Origin of the sequence: Deminuibacter soli, from assembly GCF_003412455.1 — a bacterium.
GTDB lineage: Bacteria > Bacteroidota > Bacteroidia > Chitinophagales > Chitinophagaceae > Deminuibacter > Deminuibacter soli.
This window is the reverse complement of sequence record NZ_QTJU01000001.1, coordinates 216,703-232,065: the sequence shown is the minus strand read 5'-3', so window position 1 is coordinate 232,065 and position 15,363 is coordinate 216,703. Positions and strand designations below refer to the sequence as shown.

General features: G+C 46.8%; 14 protein-coding genes. 8 read left to right on the top strand and 6 right to left on the bottom strand.

Translation table 11 applies throughout. The features are described 5' to 3' along the window. Positions 1-39: 39 nt before the first annotated feature. Genes DXN05_RS00845 through DXN05_RS00835 form a run of 3 tightly spaced genes read left to right on the top strand, consistent with a single transcriptional unit; the run spans position 40 to position 3,393 of the window. Positions 40-1,236, top strand: coding sequence for a glycosyltransferase (locus DXN05_RS00845; RefSeq protein ID WP_116845323.1), 1,197 nt, complete (start codon positions 40-42; stop codon positions 1,234-1,236). A 1-nt stretch (position 1,237) separates the two neighbouring features. Next, positions 1,238-2,368: a glycosyltransferase gene (locus DXN05_RS00840; protein WP_245975082.1), complete on the top strand. Its 1,131-nt coding sequence runs from the start codon at positions 1,238-1,240 to the stop codon at positions 2,366-2,368. Between the two features lie 5 nt (positions 2,369-2,373). After that, on the top strand, positions 2,374-3,393 hold the full coding sequence (locus DXN05_RS00835) for a glycosyltransferase family 4 protein (RefSeq protein ID WP_116845322.1): 1,020 nt from the start codon (positions 2,374-2,376) through the stop codon (positions 3,391-3,393). Here the strand turns inward: DXN05_RS00835 and DXN05_RS00830 are convergent. After that, the gene (locus DXN05_RS00830; RefSeq protein WP_116845321.1) at positions 3,371-4,846 is read right to left on the bottom strand and encodes a glycoside hydrolase family 130 protein; all 1,476 of its coding nucleotides are present in this window, start codon (positions 4,844-4,846) and stop codon (positions 3,371-3,373) included. The two genes, DXN05_RS00835 and DXN05_RS00830, sit on opposite strands and share 23 nt — an antisense overlap. A gap of 270 nt (positions 4,847-5,116) precedes the next feature. Here DXN05_RS00830 and DXN05_RS00825 point away from each other — a divergent pair, with 270 nt between their 5' ends. Beyond that, positions 5,117-5,884, top strand: a complete 768-nt coding sequence (locus DXN05_RS00825; protein ID WP_116845320.1) for an acyl-CoA desaturase — start codon at positions 5,117-5,119, stop codon at positions 5,882-5,884. A gap of 2 nt (positions 5,885-5,886) precedes the next feature. On the opposite strand, the gene DXN05_RS00820 is transcribed toward DXN05_RS00825, so the two are convergent. Both DXN05_RS00820 and DXN05_RS00815 read right to left on the bottom strand, forming a co-directional pair. Continuing rightward, complete coding sequence (locus DXN05_RS00820; protein WP_116845319.1) at positions 5,887-6,165, bottom strand: hypothetical protein; 279 nt, start codon at positions 6,163-6,165, stop codon at positions 5,887-5,889. 166 nt (positions 6,166-6,331) lie between these two features. Next, entirely contained in the window at positions 6,332-7,021 is a 690-nt protein-coding gene (locus DXN05_RS00815) for a flavin reductase family protein (protein WP_116845318.1), read from the bottom strand. Between the two features lie 162 nt (positions 7,022-7,183). Between DXN05_RS00815 and DXN05_RS00810 the strand changes: the two genes are divergently transcribed. Then, a complete protein-coding gene (locus DXN05_RS00810) occupies positions 7,184-8,737 on the top strand; it encodes an MFS transporter (RefSeq protein ID WP_116846339.1) in 1,554 nt (517 codons plus the stop codon). 13 nt (positions 8,738-8,750) lie between these two features. Here DXN05_RS00810 and DXN05_RS00805 read toward each other — a convergent pair whose 3' ends face one another. Beyond that, positions 8,751-9,122: a DUF779 domain-containing protein gene (locus DXN05_RS00805; protein WP_116845317.1), complete on the bottom strand. Its 372-nt coding sequence runs from the start codon at positions 9,120-9,122 to the stop codon at positions 8,751-8,753. 60 nt (positions 9,123-9,182) lie between these two features. After that, entirely contained in the window at positions 9,183-10,715 is a 1,533-nt protein-coding gene (locus DXN05_RS00800; RefSeq protein WP_116845316.1) for an aldehyde dehydrogenase family protein, read from the bottom strand. A 158-nt stretch (positions 10,716-10,873) separates the two neighbouring features. On the opposite strand from DXN05_RS00800, the gene DXN05_RS00795 reads away from it, so the two are divergent. Beyond that, positions 10,874-11,800, top strand: a complete 927-nt coding sequence (locus DXN05_RS00795; RefSeq protein WP_116845315.1) for an AraC family transcriptional regulator — start codon at positions 10,874-10,876, stop codon at positions 11,798-11,800. A gap of 282 nt (positions 11,801-12,082) precedes the next feature. Here the strand turns inward: DXN05_RS00795 and DXN05_RS00790 are convergent, their stop codons facing one another. Further along, complete coding sequence (locus tag DXN05_RS00790) at positions 12,083-12,637, bottom strand: RNA polymerase sigma factor (protein WP_116845314.1); 555 nt, start codon at positions 12,635-12,637, stop codon at positions 12,083-12,085. 156 nt (positions 12,638-12,793) lie between these two features. On the opposite strand from DXN05_RS00790, the gene DXN05_RS00785 reads away from it, so the two are divergent. Continuing rightward, on the top strand, positions 12,794-14,170 hold the full coding sequence (locus DXN05_RS00785) for a S41 family peptidase (RefSeq protein ID WP_158559094.1): 1,377 nt from the start codon (positions 12,794-12,796) through the stop codon (positions 14,168-14,170). Between the two features lie 82 nt (positions 14,171-14,252). After that, complete coding sequence (locus DXN05_RS00780; RefSeq protein ID WP_116845312.1) at positions 14,253-15,296, top strand: FecR family protein; 1,044 nt, start codon at positions 14,253-14,255, stop codon at positions 15,294-15,296. Positions 15,297-15,363: the final 67 nt, after the last annotated feature.

The window sequence follows — 15,363 nt, the reverse complement described above, 5'->3', positions numbered from 1 at the left end:
ATTGTTTTCGTGTGCGTAAAAAAGTGAGGATGAACAATTATGGATGACAAATTTAAAATTCTGCTGATCAGCACATTCCCGCCGAGAAAATGTGGCATTGCCAGTTTTGCGGGCGATTTGCTGAATGCCTTACAGCCAGAGCTGGCAAAGGAAGCAGAAGTGCTGGTGTATGCACTGGATAAAACTGCGCATGCCGGGTTATATGAGTGGCCTGTGGTACGACTGATAGACAGCAGTAGTTTGCAGGCCTGTATGGAGGCAGCTGAATTGATTAACCGCGACAATTCCATCAGATTATTGTGCTTTGAGCATGAATTTGGTTTATATGGCGGCGATATGGGCGACTACCTGCTGGGTTTTCTGGCGCTGATTGAGAAACCTTTTGTGATCCGTTTTCATACTGTATTGCCTGCACCCGAACTTAAACGGCTGAAGATAGTGCAGGATATTGCACTGCTTGCAGAAAAGGTAATAGTAATGACAAAGCATTCGGCATTGCTGTTAAATGATGTGTACCAGGTTGCCCTGCATAAAATTGCCATTATACCGCACGGTACACATTTGATTGACACTGCTGATGCCAGTGAACTGAAAGAAAAGTATCACCTGTCTGCCAACCTGATACTTACCACATTTGGATTGCTAAGTCCCAACAAAGGCATTGAAACAGGTATACAGGCCATGACGGAGATTGTGCGGCAATTTCCCAATGCACGTTACCTGGTGCTTGGAAACACGCATCCGAATTTACTGGCCAGTGAGGGAGAAGCCTACCGTAAACAGCTGCAGCGCAGCATACAGGCAGCCGGTTTAACAAAACACGTGCAGCTGATTAATGAATACCTGCCTACGCGTGAGCTGATGGAATACCTTGTGCTGACAGATATTTACCTGTTTACTTCCAAAGACCCCAACCAGGCTGTGAGCGGTACATTTTTATATGCCATGAGTGCGGGCTGTGCAATTATTTCAAATTCATTTGTACTGGCGCGTGAAATGCTGAACAAGGAAACAGGAATTATTATTGAGCTGGGCAATACCAGTGAAATGGTCAAAAATGCCGTTTACCTGCTCAGCAACGATGCTGTGCGTAAAGAGATGGGCAACCAGGCCTTTCTTAAAACAAGAAATACCATCTGGAAAACAGTGGCGCGTAAACACGTGAAACTATTCTCTAGCATACTGCGCGAAGATATTGGCATTTTTAAACAATTGCCCGACAATGCTACCTATTAATATGACTAAACGAACAACGCCTGTTATGGCCAATCCCAGGCTACTCAGGCAAAAGCAGGCATTCAGCCAGCCGGATATTTTTGCGGCTGAAGGTATGCCTGCTGTTAACTGGGATCACATCGTTAACCTTACTGACAATACAGGTATTATACAGCATGCGCTGCACAATATGCCCAACCGGAAAGAAGGTTATTGCATAGATGACAATGCCCGTGCATTGCTGTTAACTGTATTCGCCTGCAGGCATGAAAAAGACCCGGTGGCGCATGGTTTGATGCCGGTTTACCTCAGCTTTATTCATTACATGCAAACCGATGATGGCTATTTCAAAAACTTTATGAGTTACACCAAAAGCTGCGCTGAGGTATATGGTTCAGAAGATGCTTATGGCCGAACCATGCTGGCGCTTGGTTACCTGATTAACGAAGGGCATAACCGGCTGCTGGTGAAAACCGGCAGGGAGATATTTGCAAAAGCCTTTAAACACGTAGACGAACTTGTTTCGCTGAGGGGAATTGCCAACAGTATTATCGGTACCTGCCAGTATATTAAGGCCACTTATCCTGACGACAGAAAGGAAGAAGCCGTAGTACAGCTGGCCAATAAATTGCTGCACGGGTACACGGCAAATCAACTTGACGGGTGGAACTGGTTTGACAATATACTCACTTACGACAATGCAATATTACCGCTTGCATTGCTGAACGCATTTGAGATAACCATGAATAAACAATACCTCGACGTGGCGCTGGAATCTATGCATTTCCTGGAATCGGTTGTATTGAAAGATGCCGTATTAAACCCCGTTGGCAACGCAGAATGGTACAGGCAAGGTGCACAATGCTCCGTGTTTGACCAGCAGGGCATTGATGCCATGGCGATGGTGTTGCTGTACCAGCAGGCTTTCCGCATTACACGCAATAAAAAGTATGTTTTCCGTATGCAGCAATGTTACCAGTGGTTCCTGGGGTTGAATGCCGTGGGCGTTCCGTTATATGATGCTGCTACAGGCGGTTGTTGCGATGGCCTGCAGGCAGATGGTGCAAATAGTAACCAGGGTGCTGAAAGTACCATTGCCTACTGGATTTCACATTTGGTAATGGTACAAACTTTAAAGGATATACAGGAGTAAATGTTATGAAAATTGCGATACTCGCACCCATTACCTGGCGTACTCCGCCACGCCGTTATGGCCCCTGGGAGCAGGTAGCTTCTGTTTTGTGTGAAACACTGGTTGAGCAGGGAGAAGAAGTGACCTTGTTTGCCACAGGTGATTCGGTTACTGCGGCTGCACTTAACTATGTTTGTGATGCGCCGCTCGCCGAAAAACCCAAAGATGCGAAAGTGTGGGAATGCCTGCATATCTCCAATCTTATGGAAACGGCAGCATCGTTTGATCTCATCCACAATCATTATGATTTTCTTCCATTATCCTATTCCAAACTTATTTCAACACCGTTATTAACAACCATACATGGCTTTTCATCGCCTGACATATTGCCTGTATATCAAAAATACAATGCTGCCGGTTATTATGTTTCCATCAGCAACAGCGACCGGCATTCTTCGCTGCAGTACCTGGACACTGTATACAATGGCATTGATGAACGCCAGTTTAGTTTTGAAGAAACACCGGGTAATTACCTGTTGTATTTCGGGCGCATACATCCACACAAGGGCGCACACGATGCCATTGAAATAGCAAGGCAAACGGGACTAAAGCTGCTGATATGCGGTCTTGTGCAGGACGAGCACTATTTTGAAATGCGTATTAAACCGCATCTCGACCAACATAATATTGTGTACAGGGGCAATGTTGGCCCTGAAGAACGCAATTACCTGTTGGGCCACGCTATGGCATTGCTGCACCCTATCAGTTTTGACGAACCGTTTGGGTTAAGTGTTGCCGAAGCGCTGATGTGCGGCACGCCGGTGATCGCTTTTAACAGGGGATCGATGAAAGAACTGATTAAACATGGTAAAACCGGTTTTCTGGTAACAAACAACAAAGAAGCCATTGCTGCAATTGGCAAACTCAGCCACATTAACCGGTATAACTGTCACAGGACTGCATTGGCACAGTTTAGCAGGCATAGCATGGCTACGCACTACCGGAAATTGTATCAGCAAATACTTAGTGAGCGGCGGCAGACTTAGGCACGGCTTCCAGTTCATCCAGTAATGCGGAAAGCGGCATGCTGGCAAATGAGGAAGAATAATCAGATACTGCAAAAGGCATAAACAAATATTCGCCATGAACAATAGAGCCGCAGGAGTACACCACGTTGGGTACATACCCATGCTGCTCATTTTCATTCGGCATTAACAGCGGTTGCCGCAGCCGGCCCAGCTGTACCAGCGGATTTTGTAAATCGAGCAGCGTAGCACCCAGGCAGTATTTGCGCATGGGCCCTACACCGTGGGTAATGATCAGCCATCCTTTTTCCGTTTCAACAGGCGATCCGCCATTGCCTATCTGTACAAACTCCCAGGGATATTCAGGTTGTTGTAACAGTTCGGCATTCTCCCATACGTACAGGTCGTCTGACAGCATGAGGTAATTGTTCACTCCGTCAATACGGGAAAGCATGGCATACTGCCCGTTGATTTTCCTGGGAAACAGCGCGAGGTTTTTATTTACCGAAAACTTTCCATGTAAGGAGGAGAATTTAAAACACAGGAAGTCTTTTGTTTCGATAAGCTTGGGAATAATAAAAGATCCGTCGAACGCTGTATAAGTAGCGTAGTAAATGATGCTGCCATCATCGTTTGTAAAGCGTACAAATCTTGCGTCTTCAATCCCGTTTTTTTCTGCATAGGTAATGGGGAAAATGACACGTTCTGAAAGTACTGATGCAGCAGGGAACTGTATCTCGTAACTGGCGTTTACCATTTTCAGTATATCGTACCGTATTTTCAGTTTATCCAGTTCCATGTTTTCGTGCAGTGCATCTTTCAGCAACGTATCTATTTCATGCGATGAAAGCGGGTCGCCTATCTTCTCCAGTATCCGTGCGTGAATATCTTCCGGTATGCGCAGCTGCGATAGTTTATTGCCTACTATTGCGCGGTCAGGTTGTGTTATGCTGGTTATCCTCCCTTCATTCATAAACTTTCCCGGCGGATCGAGTGTGAGGTGGCATTCTGCCGACAGTGAACCATGCCTGAATACGATGGAAGAAATATGGCTTTCACCGGTTGCCCGAAAACTGATAATGACTTTTTTTTCGCCCGGTAATGCGTTTGACTGATCGGGATCTGTTACAATACTCGGGTTAAACAGCGCCGCTGCTTCAATAGCATATTCCATGGTGAAATAAGCGCCGATAAGGGCTTTTCTGTCGCCGGTTATTTGCAATGATTCATCCGGAGATAACAGGTGCTGCACCATGCCGTAGTGTTTGATAAAGATGCTTTCGATATGCCTGTATTTGGGTGCAAACTCGCTGATGATTTGCCGTATAAGTGTTTTTGCAGCATCGCCAGGCATTTGTAATACACGGGCAATGATGATTTTCGCTCTTTCGTTGCCGGTATTAAAAAAGCGGGGTATCACCTTTTTAAAATCGGGTGTAAGCTTGGTTTCTTTGATGGTAACATGAATTGACATAAGAAGGATGCGCCAGGTAAACAGGCTGTGCGTTAAAGGTAGACTAATTAAACAGCTGACCAGGTTTTATATTGATCTGCCCGGAAACTTACAATACTATGGCCCTGGTTTACATAATTATGCAGTTGTGTAACCCTTAACAACAGATAGGGTAACTTTAAATAGTTCACGTGCAACGAAGGTTTCTTTGATACGCTGCGGTAGTTCCATCCCGTAGTCTTTTCCACGAATCGCCGGCTGCGCTTTTGATCGCTGTTAAAAGACAACGTTATGGTTATCCTGATTTTCTTTATTGTTCTCTGGTACTTATCCCTGTTTTCACAAACGTTTTTCCAGCACCGTTATGCCGCACATGGCGCTTTTGCCATGCGCAAGGGGTGGGAGCGTTTCTTTTTTGTACTGGCATACGTTACGCAAGGCTCTTCGTATATGAGCCCGGCTGCATATGCCGTTATGCATCGCTGGCATCATGCTTATACCGATACGGAGAAGGATCCGCATTCGCCTGCTTTTTCGAATAATGTTTTTGCCATGATGTGGCGTACACGGCGTATTTACCGCGATATTGTGCATCAACGGGTGGTGGTGGAAGAACGTTTTAAAAAGAACCTTCCGGATTGGCCGCTGTTCGACCGATGGGCTAATAGTGCCTTGTCCAGGTTTTTGTGGGCCATGTTGTATACCGGTTTCTTTATCTGGTTTGCCCATACCGCCTGGCTATACCTGCTGCTGCCTGTTGTTATTGCCATGGGAGCAGTACATGGTGCCATCATCAACTGGTTTGCGCACAAATACGGATACGCCAATTTCAGGCTCAAAAATACTTCTACCAACCTTTTTATGAACATACTTTTTATAGACCTGCTGATGCTGGGTGAATCATTCCACAACAATCACCACAAACATCCTGCTGCCATTAATTTTGGCAGGCGCTGGCACGAAATAGATCCTGTTTACCTTGCTATACGCGTGCTGGCGTGGTTGCGGATAGTGCGTCTTGTTAAACGGATGCAAGTGCAGCGTTTACCTGTTCAGTAAATTTATACCCACCATACCTGTTCTGTAATCAGCTGTGGTGTTGTAATAAATAAATGCCCTACGTCGCCGGCCCGCGCCAGCAGCGCTTTAGAATCACCTGTCATTACCAGTCCTACCATGTTGTTGAATGGGTGAATAAATTCTATTTTGAAAGTATCGATGTTTTGTTTGTTGCTTTCATCGAAACTTGCAGCAGGGTCGCCGTTTGAAGGATACCTGAATATAATGCCTCCTGCCTGTAGTGTGGCCAGTTCTTCCCTTGTGGTGATTTTTGTGTGCATTGGATAATAATTTGTGCAAACGAATGCAGGTAGTAGTCCTGGTTTGTTTGCGATGGAAGGTGAGGAGGCAAAGGTAGTTATGTTTAGTGCTGCAGCAGTGGTTTGTTTTGCTATAACAGCTATTTTATGTTGGTTATTCTAGGGTAAGCCTTGTATAAACGGTAGCTTATGCCGTTGTGTTCACTTTTTGTATGGTGTGCATGTCCTTATCCATATCTGGACTATGGTATAAAGCTTCGGGTATTTCGCTGAGTGTGGAGTAATGCACCTGTTCGCCCAAACCGTACAATTGCTGAAAGCTCATGATCAGCGGGCGCCATTTACCCGGGTCAACACGATTGGGATTCCCGTTCATCATTATTTCTTCGGCAAGGTGTACGCGCCGGATGCGCAGTTCAAAAGTGAGTATTTTACCGGCGAGCTGTGCATCATCTGCTGCAAGCCCGTGCATAGCCTCCACACAGGCTTCCATTTGCACCGGGCATTGCATGGCCCTGGGTGGTGCAACCGTATGTGAGGCAACAGGTGTGAGTTGTGCAAGGCCAAATTTATCTGCTTCATAACGATAACCTTTTTGCAGTTTACCGGCTGGTATAATGGGTGTGCCGGTGGTTTTGGCCAGCCGGTTAACAGCTGCAGCCTCGTTTACGGAGGGCAGGTTTAACACACATTCACCGGTACGTTTGATATTGTGCGTGGTTTGCGAAAAAGCGGATATACCGATAATGCATCGCCACCCCAGCCAGAAAATGGAAGAAATGGGTGCAAGATTGTACGTATTATCTTTGTTGCAGGTGCTGATTAACACTACGGGCGTGCCGAAATACAGGATTTCCGGATGACTTACATAATGCATGTGGAATGATTTAATACCGTAAAGCTACCTGCAGTTAACAGCAGCGAAAACCCGGTTCTTGCGAAAATGCCGGGCAGCGAACCATCTTTCACTACAATTGTAACAGCAAGGATTGTTTTCACGATGTGGAAAACATCATTCATCATCTTTAAATTCAGCTATATGGAGACAGTAGCACTCAACAGTGCTGCGGGCAGATGGATTATGGTATCGGCTATTCTTGCTTCTGCCATGGCGTTTATTGATGGTACTGCATTAAACGTGGTGCTGCCTTCACTGCAGCAAAGTTTGCAGGCAAGCGCTGCCGATTTGTTCTGGATATTGAATGCTTACCTGCTGATGTTGGCTGCGCTGATCCTGATTGGCGGCTCCATGGGCGATCAGCTGGGCAGGAAGAAAGTATTTATGACAGGTATCTGCATTTTTATCATCGGGTCTGCAGCCTGCGGCTTGTCTCACGGCGTAAATTTCTTAATCATCTGCAGAATTATACAGGGTATTGGCGGCGCCTTTATGATACCGGGCAGCCTTTCGCTTGTTTCTTCTTCCATCAATGAAAAGGAGCGGGGCAAGGCCATCGGCACCTGGTCGTCTATTACCACAGTGGTTACCATTGGCGGGCCTATACTGGGCGGTGCTTTGGGAGATGCGGGTTTGTGGCGTTATATCTTTTTTATCAATATTCCCATCGGTCTGGTGGCGTTGTTTATACTCTGGAAGTATGTGAAGGAAATAAAGGATGAGGGCAGCAGTCATCAGCTGGATTATGCCGGTGCTATTGCCATTGCATCCGGACTGGCATTGCTTACATTCGGATTTTTACGTGTACCTGCATTGGGCTGGGGGCATTGGCAGGTATATGTTTCCATAACCGCAGGTGTGCTGCTTATTCCTGCCTTTATCCGCATTGAACAAAAGAGCCGGCATCCCATGATGCCCCTGCACTTGTTTAGAAATGCCACCTTCAGCGGGGCTAACCTGCTTACTTTTTTCCTGTATGCAGGGTTGGGTGCAGGCATGCTGTTTCTTTCGCTGAACCTGGTACAGGTGCAGGGTTATACACAATTGCAGTCCGGGCTTACGTTTTTACCTTTTACCATACTCATGGTAGTGCTTGCACGTTTTGCAGGAAGCCTAGCAGATAAACACGGCCCCAAGTGGTTACTGGTTGCAGGGCCTGCAACAGCAGGTGTTGGCTTACTGCTGTTATCATTTGTACGGCAAACCAGCGGACATGCAGCTTACTGGCATACATTTTTCCCGGGCATTGTAGTGTTTGGCCTGGGCATGTCGTTTACAGTGGCGCCGCTTACTGCTGCTGTAATGGGGGCGGTAAGCGACCAGTTTTCGGGAACTGCATCTGGTGTAAACAATGCAATGACACGTATTTCAAACGTATTTGCCAATGCCATTTTCGGGGCGCTGGCAGTATTGTTTTTCTCGGGTGCGCTGCAAAAACAATTGCAGCATACTTCAATTAACGGGAACATACAACAACAGATAATGGCGCAGGCAGGCAGCCTGGGCGATGCGCATGTGCCGGATGCGGTGCAGGATAAAGCTGCGGTAAAGGAATACTATCACCAGTCGTTCATCGCGGCCTATGCTGCTATACTGCGTATTTCGGCAGCACTGGCATGGCTGGGTGCGCTGATGGCTTTACTGTTTATTAAAAATGCAGTTATTACCGGCAAACAGGCAGCCGGTAAAACCTGAGGGTATACTATCGTCACAAATCTTTCCCTGCTGCTTCAAGGGTAGCCAATTCTTCATCGGTAAATACGCGGGATCGTATAATGAAACGTACGCCCAGTGGTATTTCCAGCGAAAAGCTGCTGCCGCGGCCAGGGGTTACATCAAGGGTTAGCTCGGTGTGTTTCCAGTAGGCCCATTGATCAGCGCCCATGTAAAACGGGGTGCCGGCAATTTCTCCCAGCAATACATCACTGCCGCCGGTTTTAAATTCACCCAGCGGGAAACACATAGGTTGCGATCCGTCGCAACAGCCGCCGCTCTGGTGAAACATCAGGGGGCCGTGTTGCTGCTGCAGCTTGTATATCAGTTCAAGGGCTGCCGGTGTGGCTTTTACTCTTTCAGTCATACAATAAATTGAAGGGGAAAAATGTAGGCGCCATTAGAGAACGGCGCCCCTTACCAACAATCAGAAAAAACCGAGTTTTTGTTTACTGTATGAGATCAACATGTTTTTGGTTTGACGGTAATGGTTGAGCATCATTTTGTGTGTTTCCCTTCCAAAACCGGACTTTTTATAACCACCAAACGGCGCGTGTGCAGGGTAGGCATGGTAACAGTTTACCCAAACACGGCCCGCCTGAATGGCTTTTGGCAGCTGGTACAGCTCATGCGCATCCCTTGTCCACACACCTGCGCCCAGGCCATACAATGTATCGTTGGCAATGGCAATTGCTTCTTCATTTGTTTTAAAAGTGGTTACGCATACAACAGGGCCGAATATCTCTTCCTGGAAAATGCGCATTTTATTGTTGCCCTTGAAAATAGTGGGTTTAATATAGTAGCCATGCTCCAGCCCGCTGTTCTGATGATAAGCTTCGCCACCGGTTAAAACCTGTGCGCCTTCCTGTTTGCCAATGTCGAGATAGCTCAGAATTTTGTTGTACTGGTCTTCACTGGCCTGCGCACCCATCATCACCGTTTCATCCAGCGGGTTGCCCATGCGTATGGCATTGGTGCGCTGTATTACTTTTTCCATAAAACGGTCGCAAATGTCTTCGTGCACCAAAATGCGGCTGGGACAGGTACACACTTCGCCCTGGTTAAAAGCAAACAGTACGGCGCCTTCTACAGCCTTGTCTAAAAAATCATCATCTTCATCCATCACGCTTTTCATAAATATGTTCGGACTTTTTCCGCCCAGTTCCATGGTTACGGGAATCAGGTTTTCCGAAGCATATTGCATAATCAGCCTGCCTGTAGTGGTTTCGCCGGTAAAGGCCACTTTCTGCACATTGGGTGAAGAAGCAAGGGGTTTGCCGGCTTCAAAACCGAAACCGGTTACAACGTTCAGCACACCGGGCGGCAGTATATCGCCAATCAGCTCCATCAGGCACATAATGCCGGTGGGTGTTTGCTCGGCCGGCTTTACCACAACACAGCAGCCTGCAGCCAGCGCCGGTGCTATTTTCCAGGCAGCCATCAGCAGCGGGAAGTTCCAGGGAATAATCTGGCCAACCACGCCAATGGGTTCGTGCAGGTTAATGCTTACGGTATTTTCGTCATGCTCGCTAACCGTACCTTCTTCGCTGCGGATAACGCCGGCAAAGTAGCGGAAATGATCTACTACAAGCGGCAGATCGGCATTGATGGTTTCCCGGATAGGTTTACCGTTGTCAATGGTTTCTACGGTAGCGAGATAGGGTATATTGTCTTCCACAACCTGCGCAATTTTCAGCAGCAGGTTGCTTCTGTAAGCGGCTCCGCTTTTACCCCAGGTGGCAAACGCCTTGCGGGCTGCGGCAATCGCTTTTTCGATATCCTGCGCGTTACCCCGCGCAGCTTGTGTAAACACCTTGCCATCAATCGGGGATATATTATCAAAATATTCACCGGATGCAGGTGGCGTAAACTGACCATCGATATAATGATCATATTTTTCTTTGAAAGCCGGGCGCGCAGCCGCAGGGGCTTTGGGCGCAGCTTGTGCTGAGGTACTCATATGACAGGCATTTTATTGATTAACAAACAATACTGCTAAGTTTCATGAACTGGTTTGCAAACCCGCACATTTTTGTACTTTTCTATAGCACAATTGTACTTTTAATAATGGCATAGCAGCAATTTGCGTTAACTTAAGGGTAACCAAAGGTTGTTGCTATGGCGATAAAGCATTTGCCGGAGCCGGTTCCTCTCACGCATCCCAGGCTGTTACAAACGCTGGTAGAGAACAGGCGGGTATTTAATTTGAACAACTGTGAGTTAAATGTGTTCGAAAGTTATCAGCAGGCCTATCATGTACCCCTCGCTTTTGATGATGTGGTGATCACAAGCATGGTGCGGGGCAAAAAAATAATGCACCTGTTTGAAGAACCTGCTTTTGATTACCTGCCCGGCGAATCGGTGATTGTGCCTGCACGCGAAGCCATGGTGATCGACTTTCCCGAAGCCTCTGCTGAAAATCCCACGCAGTGTATTGCGCTGGCCATTGATGGCAGTTACCTGCGCAATACGGTAGATTACCTGAACGCCTATTACAACCAGCAGAACGAGCAGCACCAGTGGGAGCTGCAGTTTAACCGGTATCATTTTGAAAACGATGATGAAGTCACTCACCTGATTAATAAACTGATCCGCGTATGCAGCAGCGGCGATACTTCTAAAAACATTTATGCAGATCTGAATATGAAAGAACTGCTGATACGCCTGCTGCAGCACCAGCACCTGCAACAGGTAAAAGCAGAAACTGATACCAGCTGTAACCAAAGCCGCCTGCATTATGTGCTGCACTACATTCATGAACACCTTACCGAAAAAATACTGGTAGATACACTGAGCCGTAAAGCGTATTTAAGCCGCAATATTTTCTTCAAATGGTTCAGGGAACAGTTTGGCATTACACCGCTGGAATACATTAACAGGGAAAGGGTAAAGCTGGCCAAACAATTGCTGGCGCAGCCGCGGTACTCATTACCGCAGGTAAGCCAGCTCTGCGGTTTTACTGATGTGAATTACTTTATCCGCGTATTCCGTAAAACAGAAGGCATAACCCCCGGGGTTTACCAATCGTATACCAATGCCGTTTAGTTAAGCTCATTGGTGCGATGGTTTAAGGTTTAACGTTTGAAGTTTAAAGTTGATTGGAGGGAAGGCGGTTCAAATAGTTCAATTGTTTCAATGTTCAATTTTTTCGTTTACTGGTCCATTCTTCTACCGCTCGTGTACCGCTCGTCTAGGGACCGATGGATGATGATCCATTAGTCCATTGGTGCTACAGTTGTTTTTGTGCATGAAGGGTTTGTTCCGGTAAAACAAAGAGGCATTCCATGGAATACCTCTTTTTGTATAAGCAAGTAGCGTTGACGGTCGTTATGGCAGCACATCCAGTACAGGCATGCTGTACAAAAACAAGATAGCAATAATATCTACAGCCACTACATTTGTTTTGAGATAGCGTACGGCTTCTGTCAAATGCTTGTGCACCGCGCGTTTGCTAATGTTGAGCTGTGCTGCAATTTCTGCAGCGCTTAATCCCTGTTCTTTCCGCAGCAGGAAAATCTCGCGGCGTTTGTGGGGCATTTTTGCAATGGCCTCACTTATTTCCTGTATGGTTTCACGATTCAGCAATTGCTTTTCCATATCTACCATTTCATCTTTGGCTGCATGATAGGCCTGATGTTTTTTCTTTTCACCTGCTGTTTTACGCAGTGAATCAATCATCAGGTTTTTAGAGTAAGTGATCAGCAGGGGTAAAAGATTTTCCCCGTCAACCACATCATCCATCCGCAGCCAGAGCTTTATATAACACTGTTGCAGTATATCCTGTATTTCGCTTGTATCCGAAATGAACTTTTTAACGTAGGCATACAGCGATGTACTGGTTTGCTGATAAATGCGTTCAAATGTTTTTTCGCGGGCTTTCATAGTTGATCAGCTATGCACTTGTTGGGACATAAATATCCAGAAAGCTCCGGAGCTGTACAGCTTGTTTTTTAAAGATAACAATTCCTTCATCAGTCGCTTTTTTATGGATAAGCGGGAATGGTCATTTTAGTGGTCATGAAAAATACACCCTGCACCTTGCTACACTTGCTGACTGCCATTGCCTTTCTCTGGCAATGTACTGCCTGTCATAAAAAAGATGTTGACACACCGTTTCCGGCACCAACAGATTCGCTTGGCAAAATAAATGCCTGGGTGTACGATAGCATGCGTTATTATTATTACTGGAACCAGTCCATGCCTGCCCATCCTGATATCAGTTTGCCTGTTGCTGACTTTTTTAAAAGCCTGCTCGCCAAAGAAGACCGTTTCTCTTCTGTCAGCAACGGCATTACCAGCACTGCAGTAAAACCAACCTTTGCGCAATATGGCTTTCAATACGCATGGGTACAGCACCCTGCCAACCCCAATGCCTTAACGGGTGTGGTGCTGCATGTTGCCGCAATGAGTACGGCATGGAATAAAGGCTTGCGCAGGGGCAGTTGTTTTGTTGCAGTGAACAATACCGCAGTAACCATATCCAATGTTGCAACAATAGATGAGGTATTGCATTCAGGCCATACTTTTACCATGGATACAGTTGTATTCAGCAATAGCCAGGTGCAAAACCGTGGCACCCTGCAGCTTGCAGCAGCCTATATTGCAGAGAACCCCGTGGTAGCAACACGGTTGTTTCAATACAATGGTGTAACAACCGGTTACCTCTTTTACAATGCTTTTGATGAACAGTATGATGTGTCCCTGCTAACGGCAATGGAAAAAATAAAACAGGCAGGCGCCAGCGAATGCATTGTTGACCTGCGTTACAACCCCGGCGGCAGTACCAGCACAGCGGCCAAGCTTGCAGCCATGCTGGTGAATGTACAGGCAACCTCCACCTTTGCAGTTTTCCAGGGGAACGGCAATGGCGGCAAACGTACCTATACTTTTGACGGCATACTGCGCACAGCCATTAATCCCTCGGGCAAAACATTCAGCGACCTGGCCGCACGCAGTCTTTCATTAAAACGTGTTTTTATACTCACTACCCGCAGCACTGTATCTGCGGCAGAGCTGCTGGTGCAATCGGTAAAGCCCTATGCACAGGTAATACAACTGGGCGATACCACGCTGGGTAAAGATGAAGCCAGTTTCCAGATCAGCGACATGCGCACACCCAGGCAAATAAACTGGGTATTGCAGCCTACCATTTACAAACTGTTTAACGCCAATGGCACCGGCAATTATAATAAAGGCATTGCCCCCTTCCTATATATCAATGAATTGTCGGTATTCCCGCTTCAGCCAGAAGGCAGCGTGGCAGATCCCCTGGTACAACAGGCCCTGCAAACCATTTACGGCAGGGTTGCAGTAACCGAAACTAACCTGCGCCACACGTATGCGCCGGTGCAGGCGTATAAAAACAGTGCGGCCGCCGATGCCATGCTGGCGCCTGCGGTCACAATTCCGAGATAGTGTACCCCATGCTATGTTAACTTAATATTAAGCCCGCTTTCAGTGGTTCACTTTTTTTTACCGGCAACGTGAAGTAGATGTCATGATCAGAATAGATGAAGTTCTCTTAAAAAAATATTTCAGCCGCCAGTGTACGGCGGAGGAAGAACAGGCGGTGCTGGATTACCTCACTGCCCCGCACCCTGATTATGCCATGTTACATGCGCTGTTCAGCAGTGAGGCTGTACATATTGAACCGGAGGTAATGCCGCATGCGATGGCCCGCAACCTGGCAAAGGCATTGAAGAAGGCTGTTGCGGAAACAAGACCTGATGGTAAACTGGTTAGCATGCGCGCGGTGTATAAACGCTGGTACCTGGCAGGTGCAGCAGCCGTACTTATTCCGCTGATGATAGCAGGTTACCGCATGGCTGTACAATCACCTGCTGCCAAAAACAAAAGCAATGCAGCGGCAGCAATAGCAGCAGACAAGGCCAAACGGCTCATTAACAGCAGCAGCGAAACGCGCCTGGCTGTGATGCCTGATGGCACGCATATCTGGCTGATGGCTTATAGCTCCGTTAGCTACCATCCTGTACAATATGCTACACAGCAACGGGAAGTATACCTGGAAGGTGAAGCGTTTTTTGAAGTGGCACAGAACCAGCAGCAACCTTTCTCTGTGAAACATGGTAACCTGGTAACGCAGGTGCTTGGTACAACATTCAATATGGAAGCATATGAAGAGGAGCGCTCCATCCGTGTGGCGTTAATGCAAGGAAAGGTGGCTGTTCAATCGCTTGATGCTAACGGTAATACCAGTGCAAGACAAATGCTGAACCCGGGTCAGATGCTCTCTTACAGGAAGGCAACAGGCGCAATGAACATGCGGCGCATGCTCACCAATAATGAGGATGATTACAGGAAAGGGTATTTTGTTTTAAATGATATACCACTCTCTGATGCATTGCACAGGATAGAAAGAAAATACCATACACATATACAGGTGAGCACTGCGGATATAGCAGACAGGCGTGTTACCGCTGTGTTTAAAAGCGGAACGGCAGCTGAAATATTGCAGAATATATTGTTTATACACGGATTACATTTTAAAATACAAGGCGACACCGTGCGCATTACCCGGTAAAAGATACCAAACAACCGTACAACGAATAAAATTTATGTTACTTAAGCTGAGCAGAAAAAAAGCTTTG

Bases quoted from the DNA above. Each gene is read 5' to 3' on its own strand.
- DXN05_RS00845 (WP_116845323.1), top strand. From the start codon at position 40: ATGGATGACAAATTTAAAATTCTGCTGATCAGCACATTCCCGCCGAGA.
- DXN05_RS00840 (WP_245975082.1), top strand. From the start codon at position 1,238: ATGACTAAACGAACAACGCCTGTTATGGCCAATCCCAGGCTACTCAGG.
- DXN05_RS00835 (WP_116845322.1), top strand. From the start codon at position 2,374: ATGAAAATTGCGATACTCGCACCCATTACCTGGCGTACTCCGCCACGC.
- DXN05_RS00830 (WP_116845321.1), bottom strand. From the start codon at position 4,846: ATGTCAATTCATGTTACCATCAAAGAAACCAAGCTTACACCCGATTTT.
- DXN05_RS00825 (WP_116845320.1), top strand. From the start codon at position 5,117: ATGGTTATCCTGATTTTCTTTATTGTTCTCTGGTACTTATCCCTGTTT.
- DXN05_RS00820 (WP_116845319.1), bottom strand. From the start codon at position 6,165: ATGCACACAAAAATCACCACAAGGGAAGAACTGGCCACACTACAGGCA.
- DXN05_RS00815 (WP_116845318.1), bottom strand. From the start codon at position 7,021: ATGCATTATGTAAGTCATCCGGAAATCCTGTATTTCGGCACGCCCGTA.
- DXN05_RS00810 (WP_116846339.1), top strand. From the start codon at position 7,184: ATGGAGACAGTAGCACTCAACAGTGCTGCGGGCAGATGGATTATGGTA.
- DXN05_RS00805 (WP_116845317.1), bottom strand. From the start codon at position 9,122: ATGACTGAAAGAGTAAAAGCCACACCGGCAGCCCTTGAACTGATATAC.
- DXN05_RS00800 (WP_116845316.1), bottom strand. From the start codon at position 10,715: ATGAGTACCTCAGCACAAGCTGCGCCCAAAGCCCCTGCGGCTGCGCGC.
- DXN05_RS00795 (WP_116845315.1), top strand. From the start codon at position 10,874: ATGGCGATAAAGCATTTGCCGGAGCCGGTTCCTCTCACGCATCCCAGG.
- DXN05_RS00790 (WP_116845314.1), bottom strand. From the start codon at position 12,637: ATGAAAGCCCGCGAAAAAACATTTGAACGCATTTATCAGCAAACCAGT.
- DXN05_RS00780 (WP_116845312.1), top strand. From the start codon at position 14,253: ATGATCAGAATAGATGAAGTTCTCTTAAAAAAATATTTCAGCCGCCAG.